The organism is Williamsia deligens (assembly GCF_024171765.1).
Taxonomy (GTDB): domain Bacteria; phylum Actinomycetota; class Actinomycetes; order Mycobacteriales; family Mycobacteriaceae; genus Williamsia_A; species Williamsia_A deligens.
Genome location: NZ_JAMTCI010000001.1, coordinates 2687405 through 2706975, shown reverse-complemented (window position 1 = coordinate 2706975; position 19571 = coordinate 2687405). Strand labels below are relative to the sequence as shown.

At 73.3% G+C, this 19571-nt stretch carries 3 protein-coding genes (1 of these 3 cut by a window edge); 1 reads left to right on the top strand and 2 read right to left on the bottom strand.

Translation table 11 applies throughout. The annotated features are described in order from the left end of the window. Positions 1–20: 20 nt before the first annotated feature. Positions 21–1307, top strand: a complete 1287-nt coding sequence (locus tag LX14_RS12365; protein WP_253647482.1) for a competence/damage-inducible protein A — start codon at positions 21–23, stop codon at positions 1305–1307. Here the strand turns inward: LX14_RS12365 and LX14_RS12360 are convergent. Both LX14_RS12360 and LX14_RS12355 read right to left on the bottom strand, forming a co-directional pair. Beyond that, the gene (locus LX14_RS12360; RefSeq protein WP_253647481.1) at positions 1296–2645 is read right to left on the bottom strand and encodes a condensation domain-containing protein; all 1350 of its coding nucleotides are present in this window, start codon (positions 2643–2645) and stop codon (positions 1296–1298) included. The two genes, LX14_RS12365 and LX14_RS12360, sit on opposite strands and share 12 nt — an antisense overlap. 222 nt (positions 2646–2867) lie before the next feature. Then, a protein-coding gene (locus LX14_RS12355) for a non-ribosomal peptide synthase/polyketide synthase (RefSeq protein ID WP_253647480.1) crosses the window boundary here: on the bottom strand, positions 2868–19571 show its 3' portion. The gene runs 15582 nt beyond the window's last position; only the last 16704 of its 32286 coding nucleotides appear in the window; its start codon lies beyond the right edge, outside the window; the stop codon is at positions 2868–2870.

Genomic DNA, 19571 nt, shown 5'->3' with positions numbered 1-19571 from the left:
GCCCGCGTAGTGTCGTCGGCGTGAGTGCTCGCGCGGGAATCGTCGTCACCGGGACCGAGGTCCTCACCGGCCAGATCTCCGATCGCAACGGCCCCTGGGTGGCCACGCAGCTGCTGGATCTCGGCGTCGACGTCGCCCACATCACCGTCTGCGGGGACCGCCCGGCCGACCTGACCGCGGCGTTGGCGTTCCTCGCGCGCGAAGGCGTCGACCTCATCGTCACCAGTGGCGGTCTCGGGCCCACCGCCGACGACCTCACGGTGGCGACCGTGGCCGAGTTCTGCGGGCGCACCCTCGTTCTCGACTCCGCCGTCGAGGCGACGATCACCGACATCGTGCGGTCGTGGAGCCTGCGGCGAGGCGTCGACCCGGACCGGGAATCGGTCCGCGCCGCCACACGCAAGCAGGCGATGGTGCCCGACGGTGCCGTCGTCCTCTCCCCCGCCGGGACCGCACCCGGAGTCGTCGTCCCCGCCGGCGCCGACACCCCGGTGGTCCTCGTGCTGCCCGGCCCGCCCCGCGAACTGCAGGCGATGTGGCCCGACGCGATCGCGTCCGCGACCGTCGTCGACGCCATCGCCGGTCGCGTCGACCTGAGCACCGAGACGATCCGGATGTACGGCACCGCCGAGTCCGAACTCGCCGAGACCCTCCGTGAGGCCGAGACGATCGCGGGGTTCGCCGAGCTCGAGATCACGACGTGCCTGCGCGACGGCGAACTCGAGATGGTCACCCGCCACGCCCCGCCCGCGGCCGAGGCCTACCGGGCCGTCGCCGACATGGTGCTCGATCGTCACGGGGACACCGTGTTCTCCACCGACGGGTCGACCCTCTCCGAGCAGGTGGCCACGTTGGTCGCAGGCCACCGCGTGGCCACGGCCGAGTCGTGCACCGGCGGAATGATCGCCGCCCGCCTCACCGATCGCGCCGGGTCGTCGGACTACGTCATGGGTGGCGTCGTCTCCTACAGCAACGACGCGAAGTCCGATCTGCTGGACGTGCCGTCGGACATGATCGCCGAGCACGGTGCGGTCAGCGAACAGGTCGCCGCCGCGATGGCGCGCGGCGCGCTCGCGCGACTCGGCGCGGACATCGCCGTCTCGACGACCGGCATCGCGGGCCCCGGCGGCGGAACCGCCGAGAAGCCCGTCGGGACCGTCTATTTCGGGCTCGCGCGCGCCGACGGGGACGTCGTCACCCGCAGGCTCGTCCTGGCCGGATCCCGCGCCGACGTCCGGGAGCGGTCGGTGACCGTCGCGATGCACCTGCTGCGTCGCGCGCTGCTGGGGACGCTCTCAGCCGACTGACACCGCTGCCGCGGAGAGCCCGACGGCATCGGCGATCTCGGCGACGGTCTTCTCGGGGGCGTCGAGCATCGCCGCGAGCACGGCGAGGATGCCGTCGACGTGGGCGTCGATCTCGGTGTGGGAGTACATCGTCGAGTTCCCGTGCAGGTCGACGACGATCGGCAGCCCGGCGCCGGCCTGGTAGAGGTTGACGCGCAGGTCCTGCAGGATTCCCGACGACAAGATCTGGTAGGCGACGTCGGCACCGTCGAGCTCGAGGGGCTTGTCGAAGAAGACCAGGTTGACGATCGGTCCGAACGCCGTCACCCGCGGGTCGTCGATCCCCGCGAGGCGGGCGATGTCGGCGAACGGGAACCGTTGGTGGCGCAGACATCCCGTCAGTTCCAGGGTGACCGCCTCGACGAGCGACGCGGGGGTGTGCGTGGCCACCCCGTCGAGTCGGACGGGCAGCATGTTCGCGACCATCCCCCCGGCGCGTTTGATCTTCGCGGTCGCCCGTCCGGTCACGGGCAGGGTCAGCACGATGTCCTGCCGACCTCCGGCGGTCGCGAGGTACGCGACGAACGCCGCCGCGAGGACCGCGGCGGTCGACGCGCCGAGGTCGACCGCGGCGGTCTCGAGCCGGGTCTGCAACCCGGCGTCCATGGTCCGGCTGCACACGACGTGGTCGGGGGTGTACCGCAACGTCGGTTCGACAGCCGAGAGTGTCGGCGGCGCAGGCAGATCGGCCACCTTCTCCCGCCAGTGCTCCTCGTCGACGGCGCGGCGACTCCCGGCCTGGTAGCGCTCGTCGTCGGCGGTGACCTCGGCCAGGGTCGCACGGGGGGCGACGACGTAGTCCTCCCCGCGGACGGCCGCGTTGTAGCGGTCGACGCCCTCGTGCAGGCAGGTGAGTGCGGCGAATCCGTCGAAGGCGATGTGGTGGCCCCGCAGGTACCAGAAGGTGCGGTCGTCGGCGACGCGGATGAACGCCGACACCGCCACCGGATCGCGGGTGACGTCCATGAGGCCCTGGTGGTCGGCGGCCATCCACGCGTGGGCGGCGGCGACGGGGTCGGACTCGTGGCGCAGGTCGACGTCGACGACGTCGAACGGTCGGCCGAGGTCGACGTCCTGTCGGGGCTCGCCGTCGACGACGGTGAACCGCGAGTAGGCCGTCTCGAGCAGTCGGGACCCCTCACGGACACCGGCCCGGAAGAGGTCGCGGTCGAAGGTGCGACCGGTGTCGCGGATGTCGAGGTAGTGCGCGACCGTCACCGAGTAGTCGTCCTGCAGGTGCTCGGCGTCCCACATGCTGCGTTGCGCCGCGGTCAGCCCGAACGGCGTCCCTGCTGTCATCTGATCGACCCCCCGATCGCATCCCCCGGATGTCGCGGACGAGTGTAGCGACCCCTCGACGCCCGCACCGGTCGAGCGCCCACCCGTCGAGTGGGCGGTTGGAGACGTCGAGTGGGCGGTTGGAGACGTCGAGTGGGCGGTTGCGGCCACCTGACGCCCAACCGACGTCCGCAAACGCCCAACCGACGTCGGTAAACGCCCACTCGACGGGTGAGGGGCGGGTCAGGATCGGGGTGGTCGGAGGTTCAGGGCGACGACGGCGAGGACATCGGTGTCACCCATCTGGAGGTGACCGGCATCGACGTCGACCCGGGTCACGCTGCCGCAGTGCGGTTCCCAGCTCGCGGCGACCGCATCCGGGTCGGACTTGTCGGCCGTGGCGACGACGACGACCGCGGGCGCGACGACCCGTCCGGGTCGGTGTCCGGCCGCGATCGCGTCGGCACCGGCGAAGCTGTCCATGATCGCGTCGACGCGGTCGGCCGGCAGCAGGCCACTGCGCGCGAGGTGATCACGGACGACCGCGGCGACCTCGTCGGGAGTGGTCGCGCGGACGTCGTCGCCGAGATCGAAGAGGGTGCGCCACCCGTCGAGGGGGTCGACGGCCTCGTCGGTGTCGAGGGCGGTGTCGGGGGCCGGGGCGAGCACGTCGAGGTCGCCGACCCAGGTGTCGAGCAGTCCGAGCAGTGCGACCGTCTCGCCGGCGGCCTCCAGACGCTCCGCCACAGCGTGGGCGATGTGTCCACCCAGCGACCATCCGAGCAGGTGGTACGGGCCGTGGGGCGCGACGGCTCGGATCTCGGCGACGTACCTCTCGGCGAATGCGTCGACCGACGTCAACGCCGGCTCGCCCGCCACCACGTGCGGGTCCTGCAGGGCGTGGATCGGCCGGTCGGGCAGGTACGGCGCCAGCCCGCCGTACATCCACGCCAGACCGCCGGCCGGGTGGATGCAGAACAGCGGGGGACCCGAGCCCTCCGACCGCAGCGTGAGCAGCACACGGCCGGTCTCGTCGCCGCCGGCCACCCGCGCGGCGAGTCCGCGCGGGGTCGGGTCGGCGAAGAACCACGGCAGCTCCACGACGATCCCCTGCCGGCGCAGCTTCGCCACCGCCCGCGCCGCCGACAGCGAGGTGCCACCCACGTCGAAGAAGTTCTGGCCCGGGCCGATCGAGGTCACACCGGCGACCTCGGCGAGCACGTCGGCGATCCACCGCTCGGTCTCGCCGACAACGCCCCCGCCGGTGCCCTCGACATCGGGCACCTCCGGCGGCGGGGAGACGGCACGCACCGGCTCGCGACCGAGGATCTCGACGCCGCCGGTCCGGAGGCGCGCGAGGTCCCCGGTGCAGTACATCCGCGATCCCGGCGGGCCGACGGGATCGGCCACGACCCGCAGGGCGGTCGCGGCACCGGCGACGAGCGGCGGGACAGCGCCGCCACGCAGCCACAGTTCGCCGACGAGGCCGGCCCGGACCGGTCGGAGGCGCCGGTCGAGCACGACGGGTGCGGACGGATCGGCCGCGACCGGGAGGGTCGTTCCCGCGACAGCGTCGATCGGGTCGACACCCGCGACCATCGCGTCGACGACGCGGACGAACACGTCGCGGAACCGTTCGACGGTCGCGGCGTCGTAGAGCGCGGCGGCGTAGGTGATCGACCCGCGCAGTCCGTGCGCCGTCTCGCTGATGCCCACGGCGAGGTCGACCTTCGCCGGTTCGGGACCGACGTCGACGCCGGTGATGCGCAGCCCCACATCCTCGAGGGCATCGGTGACGTCGGCGGCGTCCTCGAGGACGTTCAGGGTGACCTGATGGATGGGCGGGCGGCGATCGGACCTGTCGGGGGCCACCATCTCGACCAGGAGGTCGAACGGCAGATCGGCGTGGGCGAAGGCGGCGGTGTCGTCCTCGCGGACCCTCGCGAGGAGGTCGGCGACGGTGTCGTCGGGACGGTGCGTCGTGCGCAGCACGACGGTGTTGACGAACATGCCGACCATGTCGGCGGTGGCGGGATGTCGCCGCCCACTGACGGGCGCGCCGATCACGACGTCGTCACTGCCGGTGAACGCCGCGACGGTCACCGACAGCGCGGCGTGCAGTGTCATGAAGGTGGTGAGACCCCGGCGGCGGCCGAGGGTGAGCAGCGCTGCCGAGCGATCGGGCCCGAGGTCGACGGGGATCCGTCCACCGGTGCTGTCGTCGACACGCGGGCGCGGCCGGTCGGTGGGCACGTCCGTGCGGGTCGGCAGGTCGTCGAGGCGGGCCTGCCAGAACGCCGACTGGTCGGCGAGGACCGACGTCGGGTTCGCGGGATCGCCGAGAACCGCCCGCTCCCACAGGGTGTGGTCGGCGTAGCCCACCGGGAGTGGCGCGAGGCCCTCGCCCGCGATCCGGCGTCGGTAGGCCTCGGCGAGGTCGCGGGCGAGGATCTCCCCCGAGGCGGCGTCGCCCGCGATGTGGTGCACCACGACGACGAGACGACCGATCGACGCGGCGCCGGACTCCGTCGGACGACTCAGTGCGGCACGGATCGGCATGTCGCGGGTGACGTCGAAGCCGCTGCTGCACACCGCCATCGCGTCGTCGACGCTGTCGCACTCCCGCCACACCAGGCGATCCCGTGCGACGTCACTGTCGACGACGACCTGTCGGGGGATGCCGTCGTCGTCGGTCGGGAACACCGTCCGCAGTGCCTGGTGACGGGCGACGACGTCGCCGAGGGCGTCCCGCATCGCCGTGGCGTCGAGCGGGCCGGCGATGTCGAGCGCGACCGGCATGAGGTACGTCGTCGACGACGGGTCGAGCTGGTTCAGGAACCAGATCCGTTGCTGCGCCAGGCCGAGGGGCACGACGGTACCGGGACCGTGGGGCTGCAGTGGCTGCGCGACCCGACGTGCACTGCGGACGGTCTCGGCGAGACCGGCGACGCTCGGGGCCGCGAGGAACTCCCGGAGACCGAGGTCGACGCCGAACGCCTCCCCGACGCGTCCGGCGACCCGTACTGCCGAGAGCGACGTGCCGCCGAGGGTGAACCAGTCGGCGTCGGGGTCGACCGTCGACACCCCGAGGACGTCGTGGACGATCCGCGCGATGGTCGCCGTCACCGCGTCGGTGGACTGCGTCCGGGGGGCCTCGACGGGGGCCGCGGGCCGTGCGACGGCGCCGACCACGGCCCGCTCGACGACGGGGCTCTGCAGAGCGGGGAGGTCGAGATCGAGATCGGCGATTCGGGTGTCCGGCCGCTCGACGACGGTCACCAGGACGTCGGTGAGCATGTCGGCCCAGTCGCGGACCGTCGCGGTGTCGAACAGGTCTGTGGCGTGGACGATCTCGACGTCCCAGCCCTCGGGGTCGGCGGTGACGGTGACGGCGAGGTCGTACCGCGCGACAGGAACCCCGGCGTCGACGGGCTCGATCGTCACGCCCGCCGCTGTCGGCTCGACCATGGCAGCCCCCGCATCGATGACGTCGGCGTGGTTCATCGCGAGCATCACCTGCGCCAGCGGGGCGAACGCCTCCGACCGCACCGGCGCCAGGCGCTCGACGAGGTGGTCGAACGGCACCGCGGCGCGGTCGAACGCATCGATGTCGTCGTCGCGGACCAACCCGATCAGGGCGTCGAGGGATGCGTCGGCGTCGACCGCCGTCCGGAGCACGAGTGTCCCGACGAACATGCCGACGAGGACGTCGACGCTCGCGCCACCGCGTCCGGACACCGGTGTGGCGACGGCGATGTCGTCGGTGCCCGTGAGGCGGGCGAGCAGCGCGGCGGTGGCGGCGTGCACGACCATGAACGTGCTCGCCCCGTGTCCACGGGCGACCCTGTCGACGGCGGTGGCGACATCGGAGGAGACCCGCGTCCGCACCACGCCCGCGGCGCCGGACGCGACCGCGGGACGGGGCCGGTCGGTGGGCAGCGCGAGGACGTCGGGCATGTCCGCGAGCCGGTGCAGCCACCAGTCCACGTCGCGGCCCATCGTCGACGACGGGTCGTCCGCCGAGCCCAGCGCCGCGCGTTGCCACAGCGCATGGTCGGCGAACTGCAGGGGCAGAGGCACGAAGAGCGGCGCGCGGCCTGCTGCGCGCGCCGTGTAGGCGGCGACGAGGTCGCCGATCAACGGCCGGGCGGACTGTCCGTCCACGGCGATGTGATGGGCGACGAGGGCGATCAGCCAGTCGTCGTCGGCCCGACGGATCAGCCGAACCCGCATCGGCAGATCCCGGGTGACGTCGAAACGCGCGATCGGCGCGACGGCGACGCGCACGTCCCCTGTGGGGTCCGCGTCGACGCTGTCGACGACCTCGACGCCGGGGACCGCTGCGGGATCGGCGGCGTCGAGGATGCGTTGGTACGGCTCGCCCGCCGCCGACGGGAAGACGGTCCGCAGGATCTCGTGGCGCGCGACGACGTCACCGACCGCACTCTGCAGGGCGTCGACGTCGAGTCGGCCGCGCAGGCGCACGGCGATCGGGATCGTGTAGGCGGTCGAGTCGGGGTCGACCTGGTTGAGGAACCAGATGCGTTCCTGGGCAATCGACAGCGGGATGTGTTCGGGCCGTGCGGCGTCAGGGACGGGGCGTGGCCCGGCACTCGCGGGGAGGCTCCGGATCCGCGCGGCGAGCCCGCCGATCGTGGGTGCGTCGAACACGTCGCGCACCCCGACCGCGACGCCGAGGTCGTCGGCGATCCGGGCGAGCAGCCGCGTCGCCGACAACGACGTGCCGCCGAGCGCGAAGAAGTCGCGGTCGGGTCCCACGGCGCCGGGATCGGTACCGGTCACCTCGGCGACCAGTGTGGCGACGCGCCGGTCGAGGTCGTCGTCGAGCGGTCGGACCGCGGCCGGCGGCGGGCCGGCAGGCGTCGCACCGGGCGACGCCGGCAGTGCCGCGCGGTCGATCTTGCCGACGGGGGTGCGCGGCAGGGCGGGCAGGACGGTCAGGGTGGCGGGGACCAGATGTGCGGGCAGTGTCTCGACGAGGTGGGCGCGGAGGTCGTCGGTGGTGAGCGGTCCGGTGGCCTCGACGAACCCGGCGAGCGCGGTGACGGGATCGCCGACGCCGATCACCCCGGCCGCGGCGACCCGCGGATGTGCCGTCAGTGCGGCCTCCACCTCGCCGAGTTCGATACGCAGACCGCGCATCTTGACCTGGTGGTCCGTGCGCCCGTCGGAGTACAGGGACCCGTCGACGCGGCGCCGGACCAGGTCGCCGGTGCGGTACATCCGAGATCCGGGCGGTCCGAACGGGCAGGCGACGAATCGGTCGGAGGTGAGGTCGGCGCGATCGTGGTAGCCGCGGGCGAGGCAGTCTCCGATCACGTAGAGCTCGCCGCGGACGCCGTCGGGAACCGGTCGCAGGCGGCTGTCGAGCACGACGACGGTCGATCCCGGCATCGGAAGACCCAGCGGGACCGACGATCCGGGGTCGGCCGGGGTAGACGTGAGACACGCCATCGTCGTCTCGGTGGGTCCGTACGAGTCGTAGAAGGCGCGGTCACCGGCCCAGCGACGCATCTCCGCGTCGGGCACGGCCTCACCACCGACCAGGAGATGGGTGATGGGGATGCGGGCCGGATCCCGTAGGGACGCCAGGACACTGGTGACGATCGCGGTGTGGGTGGGTGCTGTCGCGGAGATCCATGCGGCGAGTTCGTCGCCGCCGATGACCGCGGGCGGGGTGACCACCATCGCGCCGCCCGCGGTGTAGGCGCCCATCACCTCGAGCATCGCGACGTCGAAGGCCGGCGAGCTGATGCCCAGCCACCGTGTGGAGTCGTCGACGCCGTGGCGATCGCGCAGTGTCACGGCGATCCCGGCGAGTCCGGTGTGGGTGACGAGGACACCCTTGGGTGCGCCGGTCGAGCCGGAGGTGTGGATCAGGTAGGCGCCGTTGTGGTCTCGGACCGGACGGACGCGGTCGTCGTCGCCGATCGGCGCCGCGAGGTCGGGGTGCTCGGCGCCGCGACGACGGAGCTCCTCGACGGCCGCAACGTCGAGGACGAGGTCGTCGACGGTCGAGCCGAGCTGCACCGACGGATCGCGCAGCGCGAGAACGGCACCACTGCTCGCGACGACGGTCCGGATGCGCTTCTCGGGGTGGCGCGGGTCGATCGGGCAGTACACGGCACCGGCCTTCGCCACCGCCCAGACGGCCAGCTGCACGATCGCGGTCCGCGGGAGGGCGCTGACGACGACGTCCTCCGGGCCTATCCCCCGCGCGATCAGATCGCGGGCGAGCACCGAGCTGACCGCATCGATCTCGCGGTGGGTCCACAGCACGCCGGCGTCGAGGACCGCAGGGGCATCGGGGTCACGGATCGCGGCCGCGGCGAGGACGTCGGGCAGCAGCAGCGGATCCGGCCCGGGCACACCTGCGGGAACGGCGGCGGCACTCTCCCCGTCGAGCAGGATGTCGACGTCACCGACGACCGCGTCCGGTGCGGTGACGAGTCGCTCGAGCAGCGCGATCCATCGGCGGGTCAGGCGGTCGGCGGTGTCGAGGTCGAACAGGTCGAGCGCGTGCACCACCCCGACGCGCCAGTCGCCGGCCGGAGCGGTCGCCACGGCGAGGGTGAGGTCCACCGGGGTCGTCGTGGTGGGTGCCTCGATCACCTCGACGTTCGGCATCGTCGTCGGGGTCGCGGCGGTGTCGGCGACGGTCAGCTGGATCTGCGACAGCGGCGCGAACGCCTCGGACCGTACGGCGCCGACCCTGTCGACGATGTCCTCGAACGGGACCTCCGCGTGGGCGAGGGCGTCGAGGTCGACACGACGCACCTCGGCGAGGACGTCGGCGAAGGTGTGCGCGCCGACCACCGGTGTGCGCAGGACGAGGGTGTTCACGAACATCCCGACGAGGTCGTCCAGTTCGGCTCGCCCTCGACCGGCCACCGCGGTGGAGACGACGACGTCGTCGGTACCGGCGAGGCGATGGATCAGGACGGCGAGCGCCGCATGCAGCACCATGAACGGCGTCGTGCCGTGGTCCCGCGCCACCGTCTCGACGGCCTCGGCCACGCGGGCGGGGATCGTCGCCGCGACGGTCCCGGCCCGTCCGGTGGCCACCGCCGGCCGGGGCCGATCCGCGGGCAGATCGGTCACCGGGGGCGCACCGGCGAGGGTCGTCTCCCAGTGGGCGTGGTGGTCGTCGAGGGCGCCGTCCGTGGCGAGTGCGTCGAGCTGCCAGAGCGCGTGGTCGGCGTACTGGATCGGCAGGGGCGCCCAGTCCGGGGCGGCGCCGTCCCGGCGGGACTCGTAGGCCCTCAGCAGGTCTCGGAGCAGGACCGGACCCGACTCGCCGTCGGCGGCGATGTGGTGGACCACGATGACCAGCGTCGCGGGGTCGTCGTCGACGAGGCGGACCCGGACGGGCAGGTCGGCGGTGACGTCGACACCGGTCTCGACCACGGCCAGCGCGTCTTCGACGGTGTCGACGAGCGCCCAGTCGAGACGCTGCGCCGCGGTGGCCGGTGCGAGGACGCGTTGCCACGGTTCACCGTCGGGTCCGCTCGGACAGACGGTCCGCAGCACCTCGTGGCGGTCGAGGACGTCGAGCACCGCCGCCCGGATCGCCGTCGGGTCCACCCCGCCGCGTATCCGGAGGGCGAACGGGATCCAGTACACGGCCCGGGTGGGGTCGAGACGGTTGACGAACCACATCCTGCGCTGCGCCGGGGACAGCGGGACCCGGTCCGGGCGTGGCCGTCTGGTCAGGGCCGGGAGCCCGGTCCGAGGCGCCGCCGCGACCAGGGCCGCGAGCGCGGCGACCGTGGGTGCGTCGAACACCGCCCGCACGCCGATATCGACACCGAACTCCGCACCGAGGCGCGCGACCACGCGGGTGGCCGACAGCGACGTGCCGCCGAGCGCGAAGAAGTCGGCCGTGGCCGAGACGGTGTCGACGCCGAGGACCTCCGCGACGACGCGGGCGACGCCCGCCTCGATCGGACCGGTGGGTGCGACGACCTCGACCGGTGCGGTCGGCGTCGGATCCGGCAGGGCGCGACGGTCGACCTTGCCGGACGCGGTGAGCGGCAGGGCGTCGAGGTGGACCCACACCGCGGGGCGCATGTAGGCCGGGAGGTCGCGGACGGCGTCGGCGAGTTCCGGTTCAGCGACCTCGTCCCCGCTGCTGACGACGTACCCGACGAGGCGTGCCGCGTCACCGGTCCCGGTCACCGTCACGACCGCGGCCCGCACCGCGGGCGAGGCGGCCAGCGCCGCCTCGATCTCGCCGAGCTCGATGCGCTGACCACGCAGCTTGACCTGGAAGTCGATGCGGCCCAGGTAGTCGAGGGTCCCCGCGGCCGACCATCGCACGCGGTCGCCGGTGCGGTAGAGCCGGGAGCCCGGCTCGCCGAGGGGGTTCGCGACGAACCGTTCGGCGGTGAGGTCGGGGCGCGACTCGTATCCGCGGGCGAGTTGCACGCCCCCGAGGTACAGTTCACCGGCGACACCCGGTGGGACCGGCGCGAGGCGGTCGTCGAGGACCCAGGTCGTCGTGTTCGGTACCGGGCGGCCGATCGGGACCGTGTCGCCCCCGGGGAGGACGTGGTGGGCGGTGACGTCGACCGCGGCCTCGGTGGGTCCGTACAGGTTGTGCATGGCCACCCCCGGCAGACGCTGCAGGAGCGCGTCCGCGGTCGCCGGGGTGAGAGCCTCGCCGGAGGTGACGACGGTCCGGAGCGACGCGAGGTCGTCGACGCTGCTGCCGATCTCGTCGACGAACACCCCGAGCATCGACGGGACGAAGTGCATGACGGTGGCGCCGGTGCGCCGGATGACGTCGACGAGGTGTCGGGGGTCGCCGTGTCGCCCCGGTTCCACCAGGGCCAGTCGGGATCCGACCACGAACGGCCAGAACAGTTCCCACACCGAGACGTCGAACGTGACCGGGGTCTTGCCGACGACCGCGTCGTCGGTGTCGATGCGGTGGTCGTCCTGCATCCACGCGAGGCGGTTGACCACGGCCCGGTGGGGCACGGTGACCCCCTTGGGCCGGCCCGTCGACCCCGACGTGAACAGCGTGTAGGCGCCCTCGTCAAGGTGGTGGGGTCGCGGTTCCCAGGCCGTCACGGCGCGGTCGGTGACCGTCACCGCGTCGACATCGTTGTCCCACAGTGCCGGTGGCCACACCCCGTCGTCGACCAGGACGACGTGCGCGCCGGCGGTGGTCAGCATGTACCCGGCACGGGCGGGCGGCGCGTCGACCGCGATCGGGACGTACCGCGCGCCGACAGCGACCGCCGCGTGGACGGCGACGACGAGCGCGACGGACCGGTCGATGCAGACACCGACGGCGTCCCCCGGCTCGACGCCGCGGGCGATGAGGTCGTCGGCGACCGCCCCGACGCGTGCCCAGAACTGCGCATAGTCGACGACGGACCCGTCGGGCGCGACGAGGGCGGGCGCCCTGGGTGTCGCCGCGACCTGACGGGCGACGAGAGACGTCAGGTCGGACGGCGCCGTGCCGAACGTCGTCGCGGTCCGCTCGCGCGTCGGACCGGTCGCGAGCGTCCGTACGGCCGTCGCCTCGTCGGGGGTGAGCAGCTCGATGTCGCCGACGGTCACGTCGGGGTCGGCGATCGCGGCGCGCAGCACCGCGATGATCCGACGGCCCAGGACCTCGACGGTGGAGGGCTCGAACAGGTCGGTGGCGTAGACGATCTCGCCGTCGAGGCCCCGCAGCGCACCGTCGTCGCCGCGGTCCGCGGAGAACCCGATCGACAGGTCGAACCGTGCGGCGGGCGGACCGGGATCGACGGGCGTCGCCGTGAGGCCGGGCAGGGCCATGGTGAGCCCGCGGTGCTGGGTGAGCGTCAGCATCACCTGGGCGAGCGGTGCGAACGCCGTCGACCGGACGGGGGCGAGAACATCGACGAGGTGCTCGAACGGCAGGTCGGCGTGCCCGAAGGTGTCGAGGTCGTCGGCGACGACGTCGCGGAGAAGGGCGGCGAACGGTCGCGCCGGGTCGACCCGTGTGCGCAGGACGAGGGTGTTGACGAACATGCCGACGAGACCGTCGAGTTCGGCCCGGCCGCGTCCGGCGACCGGGGTGGCGACGGCGATGTCGTCGGTGCCCGCGGTTCGGGCGAGGACGACGTCGAGGGCGGTGTGCAGGAGCATGAACACGGTCGCGCCGTGCTGTCGCGCCAGGGCGTCGACGCCGTCGCGGACCGCCGCCGGGATCTCGATCCGGACGACCCCGCCGCGCTGCGACGCCTCCGCGGGTCGCGGACGGTCGGTGGGCAGGTCGAGCAGGTCCGGCAGTCCGGTGAGCCGGTCCCGCCAGTACCGTTCCTGCACCGACAGTTCCGACCGGCGATCGCCGAGGGAGCCGAGGCGCCGGAGCTGCCAGAGGGCGACATCGGCGTACTGCACGGGCAGTGGATCCCACGCGGGTGCGTGTCCGCCGACGCGTGCGGCGTAGGCGCTGCCGAGGTCGGCGACGAGCGGGGCGAGGGACTCGCCGTCGGCGGCGATGTGGTGCAGCACCAGGACCAGCAGGTGGTCGTCGGCGGTTCCGGTGACACCCACGCGGATCGGCACGTCGCGGGAGACGTCGAACCCTCGCCGGGTGACGGCCAGGAGGTCGGTGGTCGGGTCGGTGGTCGGGTCGATCCACCACGACGCCTCGGCGACAACGGCGTCCGCGTCGAGCACTCGCTGCCAGGCGGCCCCGTCCGCATCCTGCGCGACGACGGTGCGCAGGGCCTCGTGGCGCCAGATGACGTCGCCGACGGCCGACCGCAGCGCGTCGACGTCGAGGTGTCCGTGGAGCCGCAGCGCGAACGGGATGGTGTACGCGGCTGAGGTCGGGTCCCACCGGTTCACGAACCACATCCGCGCCTGCGCCGGCGTGAGCGGCACACGGTCGGGACGCGGCCCCGCCACGATCGCGTCGACATCGACGGCACGGGCACCACCCCGCTCACCGACACGCGCGGCGAGGGCACGGACGGAACCGGCCTCGAGGACGTCGCGGACACCGACCGCGACCGTGACACCGGCCGAGACCCGCGCGGCGATGCGCGCCGCGGACAGCGAGTTCCCGCCGAGGTCGGCCAGGGAGGCCGTCACCGAGGGGGTCTCGATCCCGAGGACCTCGGCGACGACGTCGGCGACGAGATGCTCGAGGTCCCCGACGGCGTCGATGTGCGCGCCCACGGCAGCTGCGGGCACCGGCAGGGCGCGGCGGTCGAGCTTGCCGGTCGCGGTGACGGGGATGGCGTCGAGGACGGTCCAGCTGTCCGGGCAGAGCGCGCCGGGCAGTGCATCGGCGGCACGCTGTGCGAGATTTGCCTCGTCGACATCGCCCGACACGTAGGCGGCCAGGTGGTCCGCCCGCCCCGACGCGACCAGCCGGCTGCCCTCGGCGTCGCGGGTGACCGCCGCGACCGCGACCCCCGTCACGCCGGGCAGTGTGGCGACCACGGCTTCGACCTCGCCGATCTCGACCCGATGGCCCCGGATCTTGACCTGGGTGTCGACGCGACCGAGGTAGTCGAGGTCGCCGTCGGTGGTCCACCGCACGCGGTCACCGGTGCGGTAGAGCCGCGCACCGGGCGGCCCGAACGGGTCGGCGACGAACCGTTCGGCGGTCAGGTCCGGTCGCGACGCGTAGCCGCGCGCGACCTGGACGCCGCCGACGTAGACCTCGCCCACGAAACCCGGTGCGAGGGGCCGCAACACGTCGTCGAGAACCCAGACGGTGCAGTTGACCGCGGGGCCGCCGATGCCGAGTGCGACGGCGTCACCGTCGAGGTCGGACGCGGTGAGGGCGCGCCCGGTGACCTCGACGATCGTCTCGGTGGGGCCGTAGGTGTTGTGCACGAGCGCGTTCGGGGCGGCGTGGGCCATCGTGCGCGCGGTCGCAGCGGGCAACGCCTCCCCCGACGACCACACGTGTCGCAGCGCCGGGAAGGTGTGACCACCCACGCGCATCACGTCGGCGAACGCCGCCATGGCCGACGGGACGAGATGGACCGACGTCACGTCCTCACGACGCAGGACGTCGGCGAGGGCGTCGGGATCGCGGTGGGCGTCCGGAGGGGCGACGACGATCGTCGCACCCGACACGAGGGGCCCGAAGAACTCCGGGACCGAGACGTCGAACGTCGCCGGGGTCTTGAGCACCACCCGGTCGCCGGAGCCCAGCGGGTCGGTGTGCTGCATCCACGCGAGGCGGTTGACGATGGCGCGGTGGGTGACCGTGACGCCCTTCGGCGTCCCGGTGGAGCCGGAGGTGAACAGCGTGTAGGCGGCGTTGTCCGCGCGGAGCGGCGCCCGACGATCACGGTCGGTGAGGGGCACGTATGGGCCCGCGCCGTCGGTCGCGTCGATGTCGATGTCGATGTCGATGACTGTGCGTCCGGCGACGAGATCCCCCGACAGGCCACGGCCGAGGACGACGCGGACGCCGGCGGTGTCGAGCATGATCCGGACGCGGCCCCCGGGACCGTCCGGGTCGACCGGGACGTACTGCGCGCCCGCCACGACGACCGCGTGCAGGGCGACGACGAGCTCCGGTGACCGCGGGAGTGCCACGGCCACCGCGTCGTCCGGGCCGACCCCGGCGGCGACGAGCGCGCGGGCCAGTCCGTGGACCCGTGCTGCGTGCTGCGACCACGTCCAGCTGCGGCCCCCGCCGCGGACGGCATCGTCGTCGCCGCCGAGCGCGACGCGGGCGGCGAACAGGTCGGCCAGGGTGTCGTCACCGAGGGGCAGCGATGGTCCGGTGGACCACGCGCGCAGGCGATCCCAGGCCGACGGGGCGAGGGTCGTGACCTCGGCGATGCGGGTGGCGGGACGGTGCGCGACGGTCTCGAGGAGGTGGGTGAGCGCTTCGGCGACCACCGCCGCGCGGGCATCGGTGATCGCGTCGGGCAGGTACTTCAGTCGCATCACGAGGCCGTCGCCGGTCGGGATCGTGACGAGGGTGAGCGGGTAGTGCGTGGCGTCGGTCGACGTGAGTCCGCGGATGTCGAGATCTCCCCCGCCGGAGCCGGTGTCGACGGCGTCCGGGCTGACGGGGAACGACTCGTACACCGTCACGGTGTCGAAGAGTTGTCCGCGACCGGAGGCGGCCGCGATGTCGGCGAGTCCGAGGTGCTGGTGGTCGAGCATCGCGGTCTTCGACCACTGCAGGTCGGTGACCATTTCGCCGACGGTCCCGTCGCGGGCCACCCGGGTCGTCGCCGGGACGGTGTTGATGAACAGTCCGATCATCGTCTCCGCGCCGGGCAGCTCGGGCGGCCGCCCGGACACCGTCTCGCCGAACACGACCCGCTCGGTGCCCGTCATCCGCGACAGCAGGATCGCCCACGCCGCCTGCACGAGGGTGTTGGTGGTCGCGCCGAGCCGTCTGCCGGTGGCCGCGAGCGCTCCAGGGAGGTCGTCGGCGACCGGGATCTCGAGGGTGCGCGGCGCGGTGCCCGCGGAGACACGCGCCCCGGGCGCGACCAGCGTCGGGTCGTCGACGTCGGCGAGGGCCTCCGCCCACGCCCGCGCGGCCGTGTCGCGGTCGGCCCGGGACAGGTGGTCGAGGTGGTCGGCGAAGTCGGTCGCCGGGGGCGTCGCGAGTGCTCTCGGGTCGGCGTATCCGGCGAGCAGGTCGGCCAGCACCAGCGGCGCGGACCAGCCGTCGAGGACGAGGTGATGGGCCGTGATGACCAGGGAGGCGCCGGATCCCCCGTCCGGCAGCGGGTGGGCGATCCAACGGAACCGGAGAAGCGGTGCCGACGACAGGTCGAACGGGTCGACGCGATCGGACTCGGCGAGTGCGGCGACGGTGTGGTCGATCTCGTCGCCGGACAGGTCGGTCAGGTCGTCGGCGGTCCAGCGCGGACGGGCGGTCGGTGCGACGACCACCGCGGGACGGCCGCTCGCGGCGCGCACGAAGGCCGATCGCAGGACGCGGTGTCGGGCGACGAGCGCATCGGCGGCATCCCGCATCCGCTGCGGGTCTGCGCCCGGTCCCAGCGTGAGCGTCGTCTGGATGACATAGACGTCGAGCGCGTCGCGGTCGCCCGATCCGCCACGGGCGGCCTCGGACTCGACGAGCATCCCCTGCTGCAGCGGCGTGGCCGGCCACAGCGTCGCGCCGGGGTGCTGGGCGAGCAGGGCGTCGATCTCGTCCTGCGTCAGACCGGTGGTCGCCAGGTCGGTCTCACTCGGCCCGGGGTCGCCCACCGCCGCGACGTGGTCGACGACGGCGCGCAGGTGGTGCTGCCACCGATCGGCGACAGCCGCGGTGGTCGCCTCGTCGAGGAGGGCGGCGGGCCGGGAGAGGTCGAGGTGCAGTGCTCGACCCCCCGGCGTCGCCGTCGTGGTCACCGACGCGGTGAGCGCCGCGGTCGCGAGCATCGTGCCGCGGACGGTGGCGGGCAGGCCGGGGGCTGTCGGGTCCGGGACCGGGACGTCGGGCGTGGTCGGCCGGTCGCCGGTCGCGGCCCCGACCGCACCGAAGTAGTTGAACGCGATCGCCGGCGTCGCCAGTGCCGGGTCGCGGTCGCCGGACCAGCGGAATGCGCCGAACCCGAGGCCGCGGTGGCGCATCCGCGCACGGGTGTCCTTGACGGCCTTCACCGTCGCAGCGGCGTCGCGCCCCGCCACGGTCACCCCCACCGGGACGAGTCCGGTGAACCACCCCACCGTCCCGGTCAGATCAGCACCGGGAGCCAGGGATTCCTCCCGCCCGTGCGTCTCGGTGAGGATCGCCACGCGCTGCTCCCCCGCTGCTCCCCCGAGAACGTCGACGAGGGCGTGGGCCAGAGCCGCGAGCATGATCGTGTCCGCGCCGGTGCGGTACGCCGTCGCGACGGTGGTCAGCACCGCCTCGCCGACCTCCGGCGGCACCGTGGTGTGCAGTCCGACGACGGTCCCCTGGCGGTCGCGCGCAGGGTCGAGGTGCGCCTCGGGGCCCGCCCCGGTGCCGATGGCCCCGGGCGCGACAGCGCGACGCCAGGGCCGTGGGTCCTCGGAGTCCGCGAGACCGGCGACGACGTCGGCCCACCGGCGTGCCGACGTCACCGGATCCGGGAGCACCAGGGGGGTGCGCGAGCGCAGCGCCGACCACGCGACGGCGAGATCTGTGCCGAGGATCTGCCAGGACACCGCGTCGACGGCAATGTGGTGGATTGCGAGCACGAGATGGTCGGGGCCGTCGGTGACCGCGATGCGAGCAGCTGCGACCACACGGCCTCGCTGCGGATCGAGGTCGGCGAGAGCACGGGCGTGCACATTCCGGATCGCCTGCCCCACATCAGTGTCCGCGACCGACGCCGACTCGACGACGTCGACGTGCGCGGGGTCGCCGCCACCTGCCATCACCTGCCATCGGTGCCGGTCGTCGATCGGGACCAGCGTCGCGGTGAGCATCGGATGGTGGGCGACGACGGCCCGCACAACGGCGCCGACGTCGACCGGATCGTCCGGGAGGGTGAACACCATCGCCTGGGAGAAGTCGCGCACGGCGTCGGGATCGTCGTCGGGGACGAGGTCCGCCATCCATCCGAGGGTCGGCGTGGGTGTCACGGGACCGACAGCGCCGCCGGGGAGTTCTGCGAGAACCGGCGTCGCGGCCTCGCGGGCGGCGGCAGCGATCGCGCGGACGGTCCGGTGGTCGAACACCATGCGCGGGGTCACGGTGTACCCGGCCGCCCGCAGCAGAGAGACCAGGCGGATGGACATGATCGAGTCGCCGCCGAGCGCGAAGAACGAGTCGGTCACCGAGATCGACGGGCGACCGAGGACGGCGGCGACGATGTCGGCGACGACCCGCTCGTCCGCGGTGGCGGGGGGCACCGATGTGCCGTGCGGTTCGGCGCTGTCGTGTGTCGTGTCGAGGTCGTCGACCGGGGGCAGCGCCCGGCGGTCGAGCTTTCCGGCGGTCGAGAGGACGACGTCGTCGAGGACCACCCATCGGGTGGGCACCATGTACTCGGGCAGCGCCGCTCGGGCGACCACGGTCACGGCGTCGACATCGACGGCCGGCCCGGCGAGGTACGCGACGAGGTGCTGTGCCCCACCGGCGGTCTCGACGACGGTCGCCGCAGCGTGCACGACACCATCGGCGCGCAGGAGCACCGACTCGACCTCGCCGAGTTCGATGCGCTGCCCGCGCAGCTTCACCTGGAAGTCGGTGCGTCCGAGGTATTCGAGGGCACCGTCGCGGCCGCGACGGACCAGATCGCCCGTGCGGTACAGCCGGGCACCGGCCGGACCATGCGGATCGGCGACGAAGCGGTCGGCGGTCAGGTCACCCCGGGCCGCGTACCCGCGGGCCAGCTGCACGCCGCCGAGGTACAGCTCCCCGGGCACGCCGGTGGGCACCGGGGTGAGGCGCGCGTCGAGGACGCGGGTGACGGTGTTGTCGATCGGGCGGCCGATCGGGACCGTGTCGCCGACGTCGACCAGCGCCTGGTGGGTGACCTCGACGGCCGCCTCGGTGGGGCCGAACAGGTCGTGCAGGCCCACCCACGGCATCCGGGCGCGGACCTGCACGGCGGTCGCCGCGGACAGTGCCTCACCGGAGACGAACAGATATCGCAGTGACGTCAGCCGGGCCAGCCCGCTGTCGTCGACCACGTCGAGGAACACCGACAGCATCGACGGCACGAAATGGACCGAGACGGCGCGGCTGTCCGCGATCAGGTCGACGAGGTACGCGGGGTCGGTGTGGCCGTCGGCGTCGGCGATGACCATCGCGGCGCCCGCGATCACCGGTGCGAACAGCTCGGGGACGGAGACGTCGAAGGTGGCGGGGGTCTTGAGGACGACACCGTCGCCCGCATCGAGCGGGAAGGTTTCCAGCCCCCAGCGGAGTCGGTTGAGCACCGCGGCGTGGGAGACGGTCACACCCTTGGGTCGTCCCGTCGACCCGGACGTGAAGATCGTGTAGACCGCGGAGTCGGGGCGGAGCACCGA

What these genes read in the sequence shown, in the direction of transcription:
- LX14_RS12360 (WP_253647481.1), bottom strand. Translation starts at nt 2,645, where the DNA reads ATGACAGCAGGGACGCCGTTCGGGCTGACCGCGGCGCAACGCAGCATG.